Consider the following 16,917-nt stretch of genomic DNA (forward strand, 5'->3'; position numbering starts at 1 on the left):
GATCACCCCGCATCTTTCAGTTCAAAATGGCCGTTTTCCAGATCGACATCGGTGCGAAACAGAAACTCCAGCGGGTACGGCACACACCACAGACGCCCTTTTATCTCAATGGACAACACGTTGTGCAGATCCAGTGACGAGGTGTCTGACACGCAGCGGACCTGCAGTCCCTGCGGCAAAATACGCGGTTCGAAGTTAATGATGGCCTCGGTAAGCTTGCGCTGAATGTCGTGCCATTCAATGTCTGACATTCTTTTCCCGGCCAGCGGCGCGACGCCAAAATTAACCACCGAGCGGTTCACATGCGGCAACGCGCTCAGGTCACCGGATGCGTCATGGTTGATGGTGTTAAACAACCACTGCAGATCCCGCAGCACGTTGCGGCGCAGGGCGGCGTGGGTAATCAGATTACTGTTGGCGGACTCGCGTTTTTTTTCCGGATCGTTATCGGTGAGGCGATCCAGCAGCGAGGGCTGCATTTTATCGCGCGCCCCCACCTTCTCCTGCTTGCTGCGGGCTTGCCAGCCGCTGCGCAGCAGATCGCCTTCGCCAGCGGGATTACTCATGGGCTCCATCCGCAGCAAACGTCACCAGGTTCAACGACAGCAATGGGCTTTCGCTTTGCTCGCTAAGCCAGGCTTTCTGCCCCATGCCTTCATACAGCGTGCCGTCATTGTCGAGCGGCAGCCATTCGGTGGTGCGCGCGAGCTTAACCGCGTCAGACGCATCCGCTGCAAAAGGATAGCGCGCCGGGATCTGGCAAACCTGTTCGGTACCGTCCGTCAGGCGCACCAGCGCATGACGCCACACCAGGTCAGTCACGCTGGCAGGCGCCTGGAAACGGATCTCGGCGATGGCGTTAAACGGCAGCCAGAAATAACGGCCGTTGACGATGGTTTCACACACGGGCCCCAGACGAGCATCGCCGTCCATCAGCCATGCGAATGCCTGCGTCTCGTCATTCTCAAGGGTGATTTGACCCGCCGTTGCCTGCGCCTGCTCAAGGGCTTCCAGACGCAGCGCCTGAGCACGCTCTCCCGCGTCATTAAGCGCGGCGGCAAGCGTGGTAAGCCACGGCCACTGGGTTTCAGGCATGGCAGGACGAGCCTGCCCCGCCATCACCTGCGCGCGCTGCAGCTCACCCAGGATGGACTGCTCCAGCAGGGTAACGGTTGGTTTAGCCTGGGGCTTAAGTGCCAGCCAGCTTTTCAGCTGAGTCAGGGCACGCGTCCAGTTACCACTGAGGGTCAAAAACTGCACAAACGCGGCGCGGAGATCGGCATCGGCCGGACGGACTTTGATCTCAGCTTCAAGACGCACCAGCGCGTCACTCAGCGATTCACCCGCCAGGTGTTGATAGAGCGTATTCATAGCCATTCCTTAGTTTGCCGCGCGCCAGGCGCCGACTGCCGGATCGCGCAGCTGAGGGCGCAGGGTGTCAATCAGGACGATATTGAGCGTTGTGCCAGGGGTAACCCAGGCGCCCCAGATTTTTTTCACCGCGGCGATACGCGCCTGCAGTTTTGCATCGTCGCTGGCGGTCTCTCGTGAAATCTCCACGGCCACCGTGCCGTTGCTTTTCCAGCCGTTGAGGCTGCTGTCGTAAGGCAGGATCATCCAGCTCTGGTCGCTGTTGGAGGTGCTGAAAACCATGCGCTCTTTGTTGACAGAGGTGATCAGCGCGTTTTCCGGGTCGGCACTTTGATTCAGTCCCATGACCGGGAAGCCGTGAATGTAGGTCACCGGTATCTCTTTTTGTCCACCATTACGGGACTGTGAGATAACCGTGTGACCACTCAGCCAGCTCCCGTTTCCGCAGCGGGTGGTGTCTGAATCCGGAATAAAGAGCGCCGGAGCAGACGAGCCCCCTTCCCAGAAGGTACGCAGATGGCAGCCGTCCTGAAGGGTAAATTCCTGCCACGGCGTGCGATCGGCAGCAACCGTGTGGGTTTCCGCGTTCTGGTCCGGCGGCAGCAACGCACCGCTGGCTGGAGTACTCACTGGCGCAGTCTGCTGCTGTTTTACCACCAGCGCCCAGTCCTGCGCTTTGCCTGCTGTCCCCTGCGCCAGCGTCGTCCCGGACGGATCGTTCAGCGTCCAGCTCAGTTTACTGACTTTGCTGCACTGGTGTTCCAGCAGCGAGCCCAGACGCGGGACAAAGTTCTCCAGAACCGAGACGTCTTTGTTGCCGTTCGCCACGATACGCAGCGCAATCTCTGACTTACACCAGCTCTGTGGGGTGTTGTCTTTGATGTTATCAATCCAGATATCCAGCTTCTGCGCAGGAGACTGCACAATGCGGAAATTCTCAGCCTGCGCGGTGGACGCCACCGCCAGAAGTGCTAAACCCGATAGCCAAAGTTTCATATCGTTCCTTGTGTGTCTAATCAGTTCCGCAGGGAAGAAATTGTGCTGCGTCAGAAAGCGTATGCAGCAAAGTGGTGTCCTGAGGGTTGCCCATCCATACCGCCAGGGCGGTATAGTTATCCTGAGCATTCCCCTCCTGTTCGCCATTCTTTTGGATGATTTGGTTCATTAAGGTCAGCCACTCTTGTGGCGTGTTAACCATGTGCAGCGACTGTTTCATCTGTTCTTCGCTGACGCCGTGCCAGAAACCGTCTGTACAGAGTAGAAATGCATCTCCGTCTTCGACCTGCACCACATCGCTGTAGCTCGCTTCTGGCCCACCGTTTTCAATACCCAGCGCCAGATAGAGCAGATTGCTGTTGAGGTTATCGGTGTCGTGCCCTGCATCTTTCATCTGCTGAACCAGGCTGTGATCGGTGGTGACATGCCACAGCCAGCCCCGGCGAAACAGATACAGGCGGCTGTCCCCGGCATGTGCCCAGTAGGCCAGCCGGTAATCTCTGTCGATAAACAGACTGACCAGCGTGGTGCCCATTCGACGATAATCCTGAACCGCCTGCTGTTCGCTGAGAATGGTGCGATTCGCCGTTTGCACATAGTCGCGAATATGCTGCGCGTTCAGGTGCTTGTCGCCATCAAAACGGGAGATAATACTGTTGCGGGCCAGTTCAGCGGCCACCTCACCGCCCGGCAGACCAGCGATACCATCACAGACGACAAAGCAGGCTGAACGTTCCCCTATGGTTTCTCCCGTCTGATCCTGGTTGCTGGCGCGCGTCCCCTGGCGGGAGAGAGAAGCCGTTGCGATATTCATTTTTCTTCCGATCCGCTCTGTGAGTCTTTGTACTGATTTACCTCCATGTCATAGGCATGGAGGAAGGCTTCGCCAAACAGGGTGTGGAAGTCATCCTCAATCTCGCCTGCCGTTTCACCGTAGCTGCGGACAAAGTAGTCCCACAGTGCTGCTTTGCGGCTGCCCGGCAGCGCCAGTCGGGAGGTCATCCCGTTCTGCTTCGCCTGCTCTTCCAGCTGTTCCGGGTTGAAGGATTGCAGCATGGCGGCAATGATGGCGCGGATACCGGAGATCATACCCAGTTGATGCGCCTGCAGATCGATCAGCGCGTCACGCACGGATTTTGTCGGCGGCATAAAGCCCGGCATTGGCGTACCGAACATCTGGATCAGAACGGTTTTCCCGGTCGGCAACAGTTTGAACGGGTTGTTGGCATCATCAAGTACCATGGTCATATCGGCTTTTACGCCGCGCTTGAGAATGGAGCGCGAAGAAAGCAGCGCCACGGTGCCCTGAGAAAACATGCCCAGAATTTGCCCCAGCTGACGCATGTTTTCACGGTCAAACTGCGGGACGGGCTGCATTTCGCTGAGCCCCATCCCTTCCAGCAGCGCCTCAAGTAATTCGCCCTGCAATACTTCACCCTTTTCGCCATTATGGGCTGCTGGCGACGCCGCGTTTTTGACCGGGTCAATACGCAAACGCCCTTTAGGTGCCTGGGCATTACTGCGCGCCACGGCCTGCGGGGTTGGCATGGTGAAGCCGGCATAATCCGGTCGCGCCGGCTCTTCTTCTTCCACGCGCGGCGGCACCTGCGGTTCAGGAGCAAACAGCGGAGAAGCGGCAAGGACGTCTTCTTCCTGTTCTGCTTGCGGCTCTGGCGTCAGTTCTGGCTCAACGACGGCCTCTGGCTTATCGCCGACAATCTCATCCGGATGGGTTAACGGTGCCCCGCCCATCAACCCGAGGGGGTCGTCATTTCGTGCGGCAGGTGCGCTGGCACTACCGCCAAACAGTGCCAGCGGATCGAGTTCATCCGTCTGCTCTTCTTGTGGCTGCGCAGGTTTAGCTTCATTGGGCGGCACCAGCGTAGACGGGGTGACGTCGTCAAAAATGCTCTCTTTTTTGAACAACGCTTCGTCACTGAACAGCGTGTCCGGATCCACGTTCTTACGCTCAAGCTTCGGATCGCTGTCATTGAACATCGCCAGCGGATCTTCAGCGTTACGCTCAGGTGCGACAGGCTGGGAGAACGGATCGTGCGACGCTGCCGGCTGCGGCTTCGCCCGAGAACTGGAAATGCTGTCGGAGATAGAGAACTCCTGCATCAGGCTATCCCAGATTTCCGACGGCACAGCAGTCGGTTCCGCCTTCCCGCGCGGGGCGGCGCTCGCAGGCTTTGGCTGCGGGGCTGCCGCAGGGGCCGCGGCTGGACGCGCCTGCTGCTGCATGGTCGCCGCCATGCGGCTGACTGGCTGCGTATCATGAATCAGTTCGGTCACTTCGATGCGGTAATCATCAATACCGAGAATGTCCCCATCCTGCAGCTCTACCTGGCGCCCGCGCTCAAGCGGAATGTCATTCAATACCACGCGAGTGACGCTGCCACGGTTAGTGACGCGGCATTCGCCCTGGGCGTCAACGTGAACAATGGCCTGCAAACGCGAGATGGTGCGGTCATTGTCCGGCAATACCAGATTGTTATCCGTACCGCGCCCAATGGTGCCGCCCGGGGCATAAAAATCACAGCTGCTCTGCGGCGGCTGATGACCGGGTTTTGTAGAAATAATCGTGAATCGCATGGCGTATTCCTGCTGGTATGATTAGCGCTCAAACGCTGCCGCTCTCGGGGCGAGAACGGCGGCGTTTGAGGAAGAGAATATCAACAAAACTATTTAATGAAATTTACAAAAAATAATCCAACAATGAGCCATAGTGTGAATATTAATGCCTTCACTTTATAACGACGATGCAGTTTTAGCATCCAGGCAATTTTTTCATCTGGTAATGATTGAATATATTCATAAGCTTCTTCCTGCACCAGCCTGTCGCGAGTAAACTTCATCTTCACGCCTTTATGAAGACGAATAAACCAGATTATTTTTTGATAGTTTGCCAGTGATCCAAAAAAAGAAGCGTAATTTGTTACCAGATCGAGATCATAACCTTTGCGTCTGTAGTCAGAAAGGAGCTGATTATAGTCAGCCTCGTGTTTTTTAAAATAACGAGAACTAAACAGATCCATAATTACAACAACGAGAAACAAACCCACAGTAAGCAATAAAAGTAAATTCTCGAGATTTACCATAATTTATCCATCATATACTCTGTTGCTCCACCTGCTATTTCGCTACCAGCGTATCCACCCGCAGCCGCACCGACAATAGAGCATGCGAGCAATCCTACACCGCCAGTTGCAACTCCCAGCGCAACGCAAACTCCCGCCCCGGCTATGGCACCATATTTGCCACCGTAAATGCCACCAGCAAGACCTGCACCAAAGCTACTGTATTTTTTTACAGCAACTTTTGAGCAACTCTGCTCTCGTCCAACGGTACACGCATTGTAAACTTCATTGGTCGTATTTGCACCAGCAAAGCCTATTGCAAGCCATCCCCCCATTTTAAGAAAACGAGCGGCCTTTGAAGCATTATCAATGTATGTTGAATAACCCCGAATAGAACCAACACCGGCAGTGCTCCATTCATGCACAATTGATCTGCTCGATAAACCTAATGCATGTCTGAGTTCATTATAAGGTTTCATTTTAAGAGTTAATCTGGAAAGTTTATTTAATAAAACATCTAACTCAGAGAACAATCGTTGACGCTCAACAAAAAACTGTTGCCCTATTAATGTCCCTTGCGTTCTGTACTGATTTTGATAGGCCAACTCAATGGATTTTAATTTTTTTCGATTTCACTGAAGTATTTGTCACCCGCATCAGAAACCACACCAAGGGACTTATCCATAAAGTTTGTGACTGCGGCAATTGTGCCATAGTGCTGAGAGAGGAAATTAGCCTCACCTGTATTAAGATCCGCCAGAGAACTATTAACTTTCTGTTTTGCGATTTGCAGTTGTTTAAGTTGCACTGCATTATTGTTTCCTGGATCATTGACAATTAACATTTGACCAGGTTTGGACCATTGAGTATCGCTATTAATTTGCATAAAATGACGCGCTGCATCGCTATTAGGATTATTAAACAGAAGCCTCGCCTGAAAATCCAACGTCCCGGGCTGCTGAACAATACAATACCCAGGTGCAACCATTGATTTTACGCTCATTACTCGATCTCTTTGCAAAGTTTTGACTAATACGTAGGGCCAGGGAAAAACTCCCCGGCCACGTACGCAATTACGCTTCTTTGTTTTCTTTAATGTTCCAGCCAGCGCTACTTTCAGCACCTTTACCACCAGCAGTGGTCTGCTCCCAGTACTGCTGTTTCACTTTCGCAGCCTGGAATGCATAGGTCACACCAACGGTGTCGCCGTTGTCCGCACCGGTGTACTGAACAGAAGTTACCAGCACATCTTCCAGCGTGATGCGGGTATATTCAACTTGCTGACCACCCGCTTTGCACACGGACAGTTCAACTTTAGTCAGGTGCTTACCGCTTGCGCAGTGTTTGAGAATTGCTGTAGTGGATTTGTCGATCAGAGCGTTAACGTGCAGATCGTTAAAGTTAACTTTACCGGCACCGCCGCCGCCACCAACACTCATATTACCTGGCTGGGAAGCGCCCCAGGAGAAGGAGGTAATATCAGTCCAGCCGGTGTGGTTAGAATCTTTAGATTCGCCCGTAACACCCTCGACCTTCAGAAACATATCAATAGCCATAATATCTACTCTTCGTGGATGAACAATATTGCTTTCGAAAAAGCACTTATATGGCAAACAGGAAAGCATGGGGCTGAATAAAACCGTCCATATTTTACCTCTGCCTCATATCAAATGACCCGTGTCATTTGACAGTCTTGACATTCCCCCTGAATGAAAGGAAAGAATGTGAAGTCTTTACTACTGCGGATTATCCTGAATCCAGGTGCGGTCAGGATTGCCGATAATTAATTGAGGTACAAGTTTATTAAGTTCGTCACTATGATAAAGACGTAGACAGTTTAACGTTACGCCTTTGACATCGGGTTTTATCTCAGAATGAAAGGCATTGGTTGCGCCTTTATATTTATCAATAAGGGCATTAATTTTGTCATTGCCATTTTCAATATCGAAAGGCACCCATTCCAGTAATGCACTACTGCTACGCGCTGCATCCAGAGAAAACTGGCTTTTATCATCTGAAACTTGTGCCAGACAGCGAGAAAAAACAACGTCTTTAACAACTTGCTTATAAGGCATTTTTTTGACAAACATCACCGGATCGTCAGTTGCATAAACAGAGGCGGAACTGGTGAGCAACAGTAGACTGGCAATTATTTTTTTCATGGTAACTCCCAAAAATTGGCTTTGGTCGTCGTGTAATTCGTCTCCGGTGCATTGAAATAACAATGATCCGAACAGGTTAAACCATTCCAGAATGTGGCATGACCTGCGGCGTCACTCCAGCCCTGTACCTCAAACAGAATTACGCCCTTTTTGTTGGCTAATTGTTGAACGGGTAAGGAAGGATAACTCACGACCATGTCAGGTTTACCCCACTGACGCGTCAACCAGGCAATAACATCCTTTACCCGATAGAAGTACCATTTATTATCAGCACCGGATACCGTGAGATTTGCAATACGCGGGACGGGATGCCCGGTATAGTTCAGAACATAACTCATGCGTACGGCACAACTATTTGACCACCCACCCTGATCTTGCGGTATTTCGAAGTTGTGCTTAACCTTGCCGCCGATAATTTGCTTAACTTTGCCGATAGAATCATTTGCATCGTAAATACGTGTTGCCGCCGCCCAGGCAGCAACAAACGAAGGTCTCGCGGTCATATTTCCTCTCACATTTCCATGCTATAAAGCAGGCGCCGGGTAAGGCCTCCCGGCGGCAATCATCATCACGCGTCTTTCGTCTTCAGTGACGGCAGTTTAGAAACCAGACGCAGAGAAACGGTCAGACCTTCCAGCTGGTAGTGTGGACGCAGGAAGAATTTCGCGGCGTAGTAGCCCGGGTTATCTTCAATTTCCTGCACCTGCACTTCGGCAGCCGCCAGCGGTTTACGGGACTTGGTCTCCTGTGAGGAGTTAGCCGGGTCGCCGTCCACATAGTTCATCACCCAGTCGTTCAGCCAGCGTTCCATCTCTTCACGTTCACGGAAGGAGCCAATTTTGTCGCGCACGATGCACTTCAGGTAGTGGGCAAAGCGGCAGCAGGCGAACAGGTACGGCAGACGGGATGCCAGACGCGCGTTAGCGGTCGCATCCGGGTCGTGGTACTCAGCCGGTTTCTGCAGAGACTGCGCGCCGATGAAGGCGGCAAAGTCAGAGTTTTTGCGATGAACCAGCGGCATAAAGCCGTTCTTCGCCAGCTCGGCTTCACGACGATCGCTGATGGCGATTTCGGTCGGGCATTTCATGTCCACGCCGCCGTCGTCGCTCGGGAAGGTATGACACGGCAGGTTTTCAACCGCCCCGCCGGACTCCACGCCGCGGATTGAGGTACACCAGCCGTACTCTTTAAAGGAGCGGTTGATGTTGGCAGCCATGGCATACGCGGCGTTCGCCCAGGAGTAGCTGTTGTGGTTCGCGCCATCGGTCTGCTCTTCGAAATCGAAGCTGTCGACCGGGTTAGTGCGAATACCGTACGGCAGGCGCGACAGGAAGCGCGGCATCACCAGGCCAAGGTAGCGTGCATCTTCGGATTCACGCAGTGAACGCCACGCGGCATACTCGGTGTTCTGGAAGATTTTGGTCAGGTCGCGCGGGTTCGCGAGTTCCTGCCAGGACTCCATCTGCATCACGCCCGGTGCGGTACCGGTGATAAACGGACAGTGGGCCGCCGAGCCGATACGTGCCATCTCGCCCAGCAGTTCAACGTCCTGCGGACTGTGGTCGAAGTAGTAGTCGCCAACGATGCAGCCAAACGGCTCGCCACCAAACTGACCGTACTCCTGCTCGTAGATTTTCTTGAAGATTGGGCTCTGGTCCCAGCCCACGCCCTTAAAGCGTTTCAGGGTACGACCCAGCTCCTGCTTGGAGATGCTCATAAAGCGGATCTTCAGCATCTCGTCGGTTTCAGTGTTGTTCACCAGGTAGCTCAGACCGCGCCAGGCGCTCTCCAGCTTCTGGAACTCTTCATGGTGAATAATCTGGTTCACCTGCTGAGACAACTGCTCGTCGATACCGGCAATCAGGTTCTGAATGGTGCGGTAGGTGTCACTGGAGAAGGTAACGGTATTTTCCAGCGCCTGCTGCGCCAGCGTTTTTACCGCACTTTCCACCGCGGAGCGCGCCTGATCGGTTTTCGGACGAAACTCTTTGTTCAGCAACGCGCTGAATTCATCCTGGCTGAACGCCTGACCACTCTGCTGCTCGTGTTGTTGAGTCTGGTTGCTCATCGATTATTCCTCGCTACCTTTCGCACTTTCGTCATTTTTCGGCAACTGGCTCAGAGATTTGAGCAGCGTCGGATCCTGCAGAATTTTAGCGATCAGCTCTTCCGCGCCGTTTTTGCCATCCATATAGGTCAGCAGGTTGGAAAGTTGAGTACGTGCTTCCAGCAGCTTGTTCAACGGCTCAACCTTGCGGGCTACCGCGTCCGGCAGGAAATCGTCCATGCTGTCGAAGGTCAGATCAACGTTGAGCTTACCTTCGCCGGTCAGCGTGTTATCCACCTGGAACGCCACGCGAGGTTTCAGCGCTTTCATGCGCTCGTCAAAGTTATCAATGTCGATTTCGAGGAATTTACGCTCGTCGACTGCCGGCAGGTTTTCCACCGGTTTGCCGACCAGATCGGCCATGACGCCCATCACAAACGGCAGCTGAATTTTACGTTCTGCACCGTAGATCTCTACGTCGTACTCGATCTGCACGCGGGGGGCACGGTTACGTGCGATGAATTTCTGCCCACTGTTACTCATTGCCATGATGTTCTCCATCAAAGATGCGCGGTGAAGGTGAAACGGCAGGCTCCATGCCTGTCGTCATAATGCCAGGACGCGTTATTCGCGGCGTCCAAAGATGTTTTCCAGTTGGTTAACGCCGTCTGGCGCCAGGTCGCGAATAATGTCCATAAAGTTAAGTTCTGACAGCCGCTGCACCCGTTCAATCATCAACGGTGCGGGGTGGCTCGGTTCGTACTGCGCAAAATACTGTTTGGCTTTCTCCAGCATCAGCTGTGCATCGGCGCGGCTGGTGACCTGCACGCTGCGCCAGTCTGTAACCTGCTGAACGGGTTGTGCGACCGCCGGTTGAGGTTCAGCGCTGAGCTCAGCCTGTGCCTCCCGGTTGGGTAGCAGCTTGCTGATGTCGGTCACCTGACAGGCGCTGGCGACCAGCCCGACGGTTTTCAGCAGCTGTTCCATCTCCGGAACGCCGCTTTCACCAAGATGGCCAGTGAGCAACTCGCGAATGGCCAGCAGCCGTTCGTTAATCACTATCACCGCCGACGTGCCCGGCTGATCGCCGCGGGCCAGCTCGTCAATCAGTCTTGGACGGCCACCGGGGTAATCCGGACATTCGGTTTTACTGCCATCCAGCAGTGCCTGAGCGTCGCGAAGTGAAATTTCATCGCCATTTGATCGCAGCAGCGAGGCGTTACGCACGGCGACGGTCAGTTCAGACTTATCACTCAGCCCGGCCAGGGCGTTAATGCGGTAAAACGGGTCGGTTTCGCCATACTCTTCCAGCAGCGGATAGAGCGGCTCCCAATAACGCGTGATCGCCTCCTGCACCAGTAACAGCCCGTCGGCGTAGCCCGCAAGGCCGCGGCGACGTGTCCATGCATGCGTTAACGCCAGCATGACGCGCAGATCTTTGGTGCGGCTCAGCAGGCTGGTGGCGAATTTTTCCACCGTATTCCAGTCAGCAGGTTCTGCCGGAATGATGGTGTCGCCAAACTGCTGCTCTGCTTTGCCCTGGCTGGCCTGATTCATCAGCTGGAAATCAGCGTCATACTCCAGGTTTTCGCCGCAGGGCTTGTCGGGGCTTATTGGCGCGAGAAATTCTTCGATATTCATAAGATCCCTGCTTATTCAAACATGGGCGGATAGAGACCGTGACGACCCGGGCGGGCGCCACCTGCCGGGTCGAACAGCAGCGTAAAGAGCTGCCCGGTGAAGTTGCCGCTGTGAACATGGGTGTAGAGCGGGTAGCCGTCGCAGCGGTTGGTCCACCAGTAGCTGGTCTGGCGAAGCGGGTCAAAGCACTCTGCTGCCTGAGGCCAGCCCAGCGTGCTCTGGCCGTCTTCGTCATAACCAATCACGTCGAGAATATCTGAGCGCTTTTGCGGCTCGACGGGCTGCGGTGCCGGAATGGACATCAGCATGTCATCGAGCTGTGAGGCAGAAAAACTGTTACGTACCGCATGCAGGCCCAGACGGCCAATCTGCTGATACCAGCTTTCAGCCTGACTGAGCAGACGTGACGACCAGTCAGCGGGGGCAAAGCTGAGCTGAATGCAGACCGGATATTGTCGACCAACGCTGTCACGTCCCGGCAGCAGGCAGCCCATCTGAATCATCTGGCTGCCCAGCATCGGCGGTACGACAAAATTCCAGACCGGCGCTTTGTTAAACGGGCGCTCACCGCTGCGCTGCTCTTCCTGCTGCCAGGCCAGCAGGCCGACCTGGAACCAGTGCGACCACTGGCGTTGCAGGGTGTCAGGAAAGCGACGCTGCAAAAAATCTCCGGCGCTGGGCAGTTTGCCATACCAGCTGTAGCGGTTCATCGCAGGGGTATTCGTCATACGGCTGTCCTTGCGGTTATGGGCATGAGAAACGGGGAAGCTGGAACGGGTTACGAATACTGTTTGGCGCAAATTCCAGCGTAACCTGATGTCCGTCTACGTTGAAGGTCGCCTGGCGACTCAGACTTCCCGCCCCCGGGCTGGTACGCGCTTTATCGAAAAAGCGGTTCAGCGCCCAGGAACCGTTAGTCACCAGCGTAGCCGTGCTGCCGTTAGCCAGACCCAGCTGCATACGCACCTGGTTAGTCCCGCCCGGCCCCGGCCAGTTCATGATCTGCACAGCCTGTGGACCGTGGCTGTAGCGCAGCAGTTGACCGTCAACATCCAGCGTCAGGTTAAGGATCGTGTTATCCATTCTGACGGTGCGCACTGTCACTTTGTAAGAAGGCGTGGTAGCACCGTTAGCAAAGAAAGCATCGCGAATGGACTGCGCCTGCTGGAACGGTCTCAGGAGCCCTTCACTTCCCGGCAGCGTTTTTCCATCAATGCCCGGCATAAAGCGCCAGTTCGCCTGCGTGGTATCGACTTTATTGGTCAGGTTGTCACGAAAGAAGGTGTCCATCAGCCCGGTGCCTGGCGCAAACATGCGCGCGAGATCGTCCGGCGTGACCTCCGTACTGGCGCTGCGCACCAGCGGGTAACGGCCAGCGATTGCCTGACGGCAGAAACCGCCGACTTCGACGTTAATCCGCTTACGCACGTTTTCGAGGTCGCGACGCTGGGTATCACTGCTGGCCCCCACCGCCATATTGCTGAACATGGTTTGCAGACCGCCCGGCAGACGACCGGCACTGGCCTGCAGACGGCTAATCGCCTCGCCTCCCGGAGCAGGCATGCCGCTGTTGGCCGCGTCCTGAACGGCAGTCAGGTAGCGGTAAAGTTCATCGACCTGCTTGAGAAAATCATCAAAGACGATGGTCTTCCCGCCCTTCTCCAGCGGCTGCGCCAGCTCAATCATTGGAGCATAGTGATCGGTTACCAGCTGTTCAGGTGCCTGAGTGACCACCGCGGCCTGCGTCGGGGCATTGTCATTATTACTGAATAACGCTTCGAGCGTGCGGGTGGCACGGTTGCTTTGCGCTTGCGCTTTACCGGCATCGTCCGGGGCTGGCGCATTACGTGAAAGCGTCAGGACCTGGCTCAGGTTCAGCACCAGACGGCGCAGCGGCGAGTTTGCCCCGGAGAGCAGACGCGCGGTATTGATGCGCTGGGAGAGATCGGCACTGTTATTAAGCTGAATGTCGGCGAGGAAGCGATCCCAGTTGGCGATAAAGTCGCGCATGTAGAGCTGGCGCACGGCGTTATCGATCTGCTGTTTATCTTCCTGGGCTGAGGTCGCCCCCAGCACCCACGCATCGTCTTCATGCAGGGCAGTGGTGACGCTGTCAATCTGGCCGTTGAAGCTTTTCCAGTAACCGTCCGGGGTATAAAGACCCGGTACGCCTTCACTCACCGGCTTGCCGCTTTTGCGTGAAAACACCAGCTCGCTCTGCGGACCGCCCAGGTCGGAGAGCGACACCGGTTTCAGGTTTTCATCATGCTCCAGCAGACGCTTCAGACGACCATACACCCGGGTGGAAAGTGGCTGCTGGTTGATTAGCGCCCTTTCACGCGCGACCAGGGATTCATCCTGCGCGTACGGCGAGGCCTGAATTTTCGGCTCAAGCAACTGAGTCAGGTGCCACTCAAGCTGCTGAAGCTGCGCCTGAGTCACGTTCTGCGGGAGGTTGCGCTGCAGATTGAGCATTACCCAGGAGTGCAGGAATTTGCCGTCATAGTGCTTCGGCTGATAGAGCATCTGGTAGGCCTTCAGCGCTTCATAGCTGTATTCCACATCGCTGCCGTTATCGTTGCGCAGCCAGGTGGTGATGTGCATCGCCACGGCAGGGAGCAGCATCTGGTCCAGCGCTTTCTGGTACAGAGACTGCGATGCATCGCTGACGTCATCCCCACGATAGAGCCCCATACGGCGTGAGACAGGCGGATCGTTAACATCAAACGCGTCACTTTTCGGCAGATCGACCAGGCCATTTAGCAAGGGCAGAAGGTCAAACAGATCGCGCTGAGGCTGATTCTGCAGCGCCTTGCTCTGCTGATCCAGCAGCGGCACCTTTGCGTCCACCTCTTCCAGATAAGCCTTGTTCCTGGCATAGCTGGTCAGCCACAGTCCACCGAGGATCACCAGCAGGGCCAGCAGCGCCGCATAGCCGGACCAAATGACGGCACGGTTACGCAGTTCCCACCAGCGGTTTTCCCCGGCGATGCCGGCTTCCTGGAAAATGACGTTTTGCAGCAGGTTCTTGATGAAGAAGCTCTGCCCTTTCGCCCCCGGAATCGGAGCCTCTTTGCTGACGGAATCCCAGCGATTTCCCTCTTCACCTTCCGGCAAGGAGAGCGCACGGTTAAGTTCGCCCATCACCCGGTCAAACGGCATACCTTCCTGGGTACCACTGGCGAAATAGATCCCGCGCGGGGAGAATTCGGTTTCAAAGTTAGAGCGGGCAAAGACCGTGCTCAGGTAGTCAGCCAGCAGCGGACGCAGTGCGGCAAACTCCTGCGGAAAGAGATACGCTTCCGCGCGCGCTTTTGCGTCATGCTCCTGCAGCAGGGTTTCCGGCAGTCCGGCATCCAGGCGCTGCTGTAAGAGGGAAAATTCCTGATGGAAGTTACCCATCAGGTCGTAATCAGCGTGTTTGGTTTGCTCCCACGGCAGCGTGAAGCCCCAGATCTGGTCGCGCTGCGCTTTGTCGTAATCGGCAAACCAGGCACGGAAGCCTTTAAGCAGGTCAGCTTTGGTCACCATGACATACACCGGGAAGCGAATACCCAGCTGCTCATGCAGCTCAGAGAGACGCTGGCGCAGGTTGACCGCCTGCTGGCGTGACGCTTCAGGCGAGAGCGTCAGCAGATCAGAAATGCTGATGGTAATAATCACACCGTTGATCGGCTGGCGACGGCGATACTTACGCAATAACCCCATAAACTCAAGCCATTCACCGGCGTCCTGAACCTGTTCGCTCTCCTGGGTGGTATAGCGACCCGCGGTGTCCAGCAGTACGGCCTCGTTGGTGAACCACCAGTCGCAGTTACGCGTGCCGCCGATCCCGCGCAGCGCGGTCTTACCGAAGCGGTCGGCCAGCGGGAATTGCAGTCCGGAGTTGACCAGCGCCGTGGTTTTACCGCTGCCCGGTGCGCCGATGATCACGTACCACGGCAGTTGATACAGATATTGCGTGCTAAAGCGCTGCGTCCACTGGGCACCCTGTCCCGCTTTGCTGAAGTGCGCTTTTTTCAGCATCTGTGCGGCTTCGTCAAAACGGCTGGCGAGGATCTGCTCCTCGCTGTTCAGTCGCTTCTGCGGATCCGCTGCTTCCGGGCTGGTGGTGTTCTCATTGAGTTTGTCCATCAGCTTGCGGTTCAGCCAGGCATTGTACAGCCGCGGCAGAATGTGGCCCTGCGCCCAGAGCAGATAAACCACCGCAATACTGATGATGCGGTTCTGTTCAGATTCGAGCGGTCGGGTGTCCACGATGGACAACAATGGGCCAATCATCCAGATAACCGCCGCAAGCGCAGTGACGCCCAGGAAGCTCCACAGAATGCGATTGGTCAAAATGGAAAGAAGAGTAGTCAGCATCCTTAGTTTCCTTGCGGCAATCCGTTCAGCTCAGCCTGGGTATTTTCAGGCGACACCAGCAGAGTAATTTCCACCCGGCGGTTACGGGCACGGTTTTCCGGCGTATTGTTAGGTGCCACTGGATTAATCTCACCGCGGCCTTCCGCTTTCACACGTTCAGGTTGAGAGAGGCTTCCCTGCAGCATTTTCTGAACTGACCGGGCACGTTCCAGCGACAGTTCATAGTTAGAGGCAAAGCGCGCGCTGCGAATTGGCACGTTGTCGCTGTAGCCCACCACCAGAATTTTACCGCTGACGTTATTCATGGCCTGTGCAATACGGTTTATCACCGGCTCATAACGGTCACGTACCACGGTTGAGGCGGAAGCAAACAGGCCGTCCCCTTTCAGGATCACCACGCTACGGTCCGCTTCATCTTTTACCGCAACCAGACCGGCTTCAATTTCCGGCTTCAGGAAACCACGCAGGTTCAGCACCGCAGGCAGCTGGCGGGCAGGTTGCTGGATAGTCGTTTCGGGAAGCTGTGACTGATAAATTTTTGCTAATACCGGGTTGGTACTATCGCCAAGCCGCCAGTTAAGCACGATATAGAACAGGCAGGCGATAAACCCGGCCAGCGCCACACAGGCCCACAGAGGTACCATAGGTCGCCATAGCTTGCGCAGTACCGGACGATCTTCCGGATGCGGAGAGAGCTGTGGCGGGTAACTGCCACGCACGCCGCGAATCATCTGCCACAGCCGTTGCTTGATGGTTTCAAGCTGGGTGCGGCCATTATCCAGCACCCGATAGCGCCCCTCGAAGCCGAGCAGCAGGCAGTAGTTGATCATCTCCAGCAGCAGAATATGTTCGCGCGGGTTTTGCGACAGACGCGCCAGCAGCTGGAAGAACTTTTCGCCGCCCCAGGTTTCATTATGAAACGTCACCAGCAGACCATTGCTGGACCAGACGCCGCTGCTGCCCCAGGGGGTAAGCGCAGCGGCCTCATCAAGTGCCGTACAGAGGCAGTAACGTGCCCCGACGATCACCTCATAGGCCAGACCGGCCTGCTGACAGCGCACTTCGAACCGGCGGATCTCATCGATCAGGCGCTGGCGCAACGCCACCTGATCGTCATGTGATACCGAATGACGGATTTGCGGAATCGCATTGAGCAGCGGATTGGCGGCCGCCACCAGCTGATTGTTGCTACTGGCTCCGGTAAACGCGGCATCACTGCCGGTATCCTGTCGTTCCTGCATATTAAGCGCTCGCT

The 16,917-nt window shown here is 55.3% G+C and carries 15 protein-coding genes and 1 pseudogene; all 16 read right to left on the reverse strand.

Features of this window, described 5'->3' with window-relative positions; all coding sequences use genetic code 11:
* Positions 1-2: 2 nt before the first annotated feature.
* The 16 genes and pseudogenes from tssE to AC2FAP_RS08115 all read right to left on the reverse strand — a co-directional run bounded on the left by tssE (position 3) and on the right by AC2FAP_RS08115 (position 16,903).
* Complete coding sequence (gene tssE / locus AC2FAP_RS08040; RefSeq protein WP_010432861.1) at positions 3-566, reverse strand: type VI secretion system baseplate subunit TssE; 564 nt, start codon at positions 564-566, stop codon at positions 3-5.
* The gene (locus tag AC2FAP_RS08045) at positions 559-1,371 is read right to left on the reverse strand and encodes a type VI secretion system accessory protein TagJ (RefSeq protein ID WP_485452901.1); all 813 of its coding nucleotides are present in this window, start codon (positions 1,369-1,371) and stop codon (positions 559-561) included. The genes tssE and AC2FAP_RS08045 overlap by 8 nt, the downstream gene beginning before the upstream one ends.
* 9 nt (positions 1,372-1,380) lie before the next feature.
* A complete protein-coding gene (locus AC2FAP_RS08050; RefSeq protein WP_020883465.1) occupies positions 1,381-2,367 on the reverse strand; it encodes a hypothetical protein in 987 nt (328 codons plus the stop codon).
* 16 nt (positions 2,368-2,383) lie between these two features.
* Positions 2,384-3,181 carry a PP2C family protein-serine/threonine phosphatase gene (locus AC2FAP_RS08055; RefSeq protein ID WP_014170545.1) on the reverse strand — a complete coding sequence of 266 codons (798 nt, stop codon included), beginning with the start codon at positions 3,179-3,181 and terminating at the stop codon, positions 2,384-2,386.
* On the reverse strand, positions 3,178-4,962 hold the full coding sequence (tagH, locus tag AC2FAP_RS08060; RefSeq protein WP_214579324.1) for a type VI secretion system-associated FHA domain protein TagH: 1,785 nt from the start codon (positions 4,960-4,962) through the stop codon (positions 3,178-3,180). Before tagH ends, AC2FAP_RS08055 begins: the two co-directional genes overlap by 4 nt.
* Before the next feature lie 89 nt (positions 4,963-5,051).
* A complete protein-coding gene (locus AC2FAP_RS08065) occupies positions 5,052-5,468 on the reverse strand; it encodes a hypothetical protein (protein ID WP_485452902.1) in 417 nt (138 codons plus the stop codon).
* Positions 5,462-6,450 (reverse strand): annotated as a pseudogene (locus tag AC2FAP_RS08070) (hypothetical protein). Before AC2FAP_RS08070 ends, AC2FAP_RS08065 begins: the two are co-directional and overlap by 7 nt.
* A gap of 70 nt (positions 6,451-6,520) precedes the next feature.
* Positions 6,521-7,003 carry an Hcp family type VI secretion system effector gene (locus tag AC2FAP_RS08075; RefSeq protein WP_014884229.1) on the reverse strand — a complete coding sequence of 161 codons (483 nt, stop codon included), beginning with the start codon at positions 7,001-7,003 and terminating at the stop codon, positions 6,521-6,523.
* Between the two features lie 180 nt (positions 7,004-7,183).
* Positions 7,184-7,609, reverse strand: coding sequence for a T6SS amidase immunity protein Tai4 family protein (locus AC2FAP_RS08080; RefSeq protein ID WP_047955751.1), 426 nt, complete (start codon positions 7,607-7,609; stop codon positions 7,184-7,186).
* Positions 7,606-8,112, reverse strand: a complete 507-nt coding sequence (locus AC2FAP_RS08085) for a type VI secretion system amidase effector protein Tae4 (protein ID WP_020883459.1) — start codon at positions 8,110-8,112, stop codon at positions 7,606-7,608. The genes AC2FAP_RS08080 and AC2FAP_RS08085 overlap by 4 nt, the downstream gene beginning before the upstream one ends.
* Positions 8,113-8,177: 65 nt before the next feature.
* Positions 8,178-9,677 (reverse strand): type VI secretion system contractile sheath large subunit, encoded by a 1,500-nt coding sequence (gene tssC, locus AC2FAP_RS08090; RefSeq protein WP_014170549.1) that lies wholly within the window; start codon positions 9,675-9,677, stop codon positions 8,178-8,180.
* Positions 9,678-9,680: 3 nt separating this feature from the next.
* Positions 9,681-10,205 (reverse strand): type VI secretion system contractile sheath small subunit, encoded by a 525-nt coding sequence (tssB, locus tag AC2FAP_RS08095; RefSeq protein WP_008502644.1) that lies wholly within the window; start codon positions 10,203-10,205, stop codon positions 9,681-9,683.
* Between the two features lie 75 nt (positions 10,206-10,280).
* A complete protein-coding gene (gene tssA / locus AC2FAP_RS08100; protein ID WP_073395993.1) occupies positions 10,281-11,297 on the reverse strand; it encodes a type VI secretion system protein TssA in 1,017 nt (338 codons plus the stop codon).
* An 11-nt stretch (positions 11,298-11,308) separates the two neighbouring features.
* Positions 11,309-12,025: a type VI secretion system-associated protein TagF gene (gene tagF, locus AC2FAP_RS08105; RefSeq protein WP_020883457.1), complete on the reverse strand. Its 717-nt coding sequence runs from the start codon at positions 12,023-12,025 to the stop codon at positions 11,309-11,311.
* 16 nt (positions 12,026-12,041) lie between these two features.
* A complete protein-coding gene (gene tssM / locus AC2FAP_RS08110) occupies positions 12,042-15,662 on the reverse strand; it encodes a type VI secretion system membrane subunit TssM (RefSeq protein ID WP_163306331.1) in 3,621 nt (1,206 codons plus the stop codon).
* A gap of 2 nt (positions 15,663-15,664) precedes the next feature.
* Positions 15,665-16,903 carry a DotU family type VI secretion system protein gene (locus tag AC2FAP_RS08115; RefSeq protein ID WP_014170554.1) on the reverse strand — a complete coding sequence of 413 codons (1,239 nt, stop codon included), beginning with the start codon at positions 16,901-16,903 and terminating at the stop codon, positions 15,665-15,667.
* Positions 16,904-16,917 lie beyond the last annotated feature (14 nt).

It is taken from the genome of Enterobacter cloacae complex sp. 394I7 (assembly GCF_057320345.1).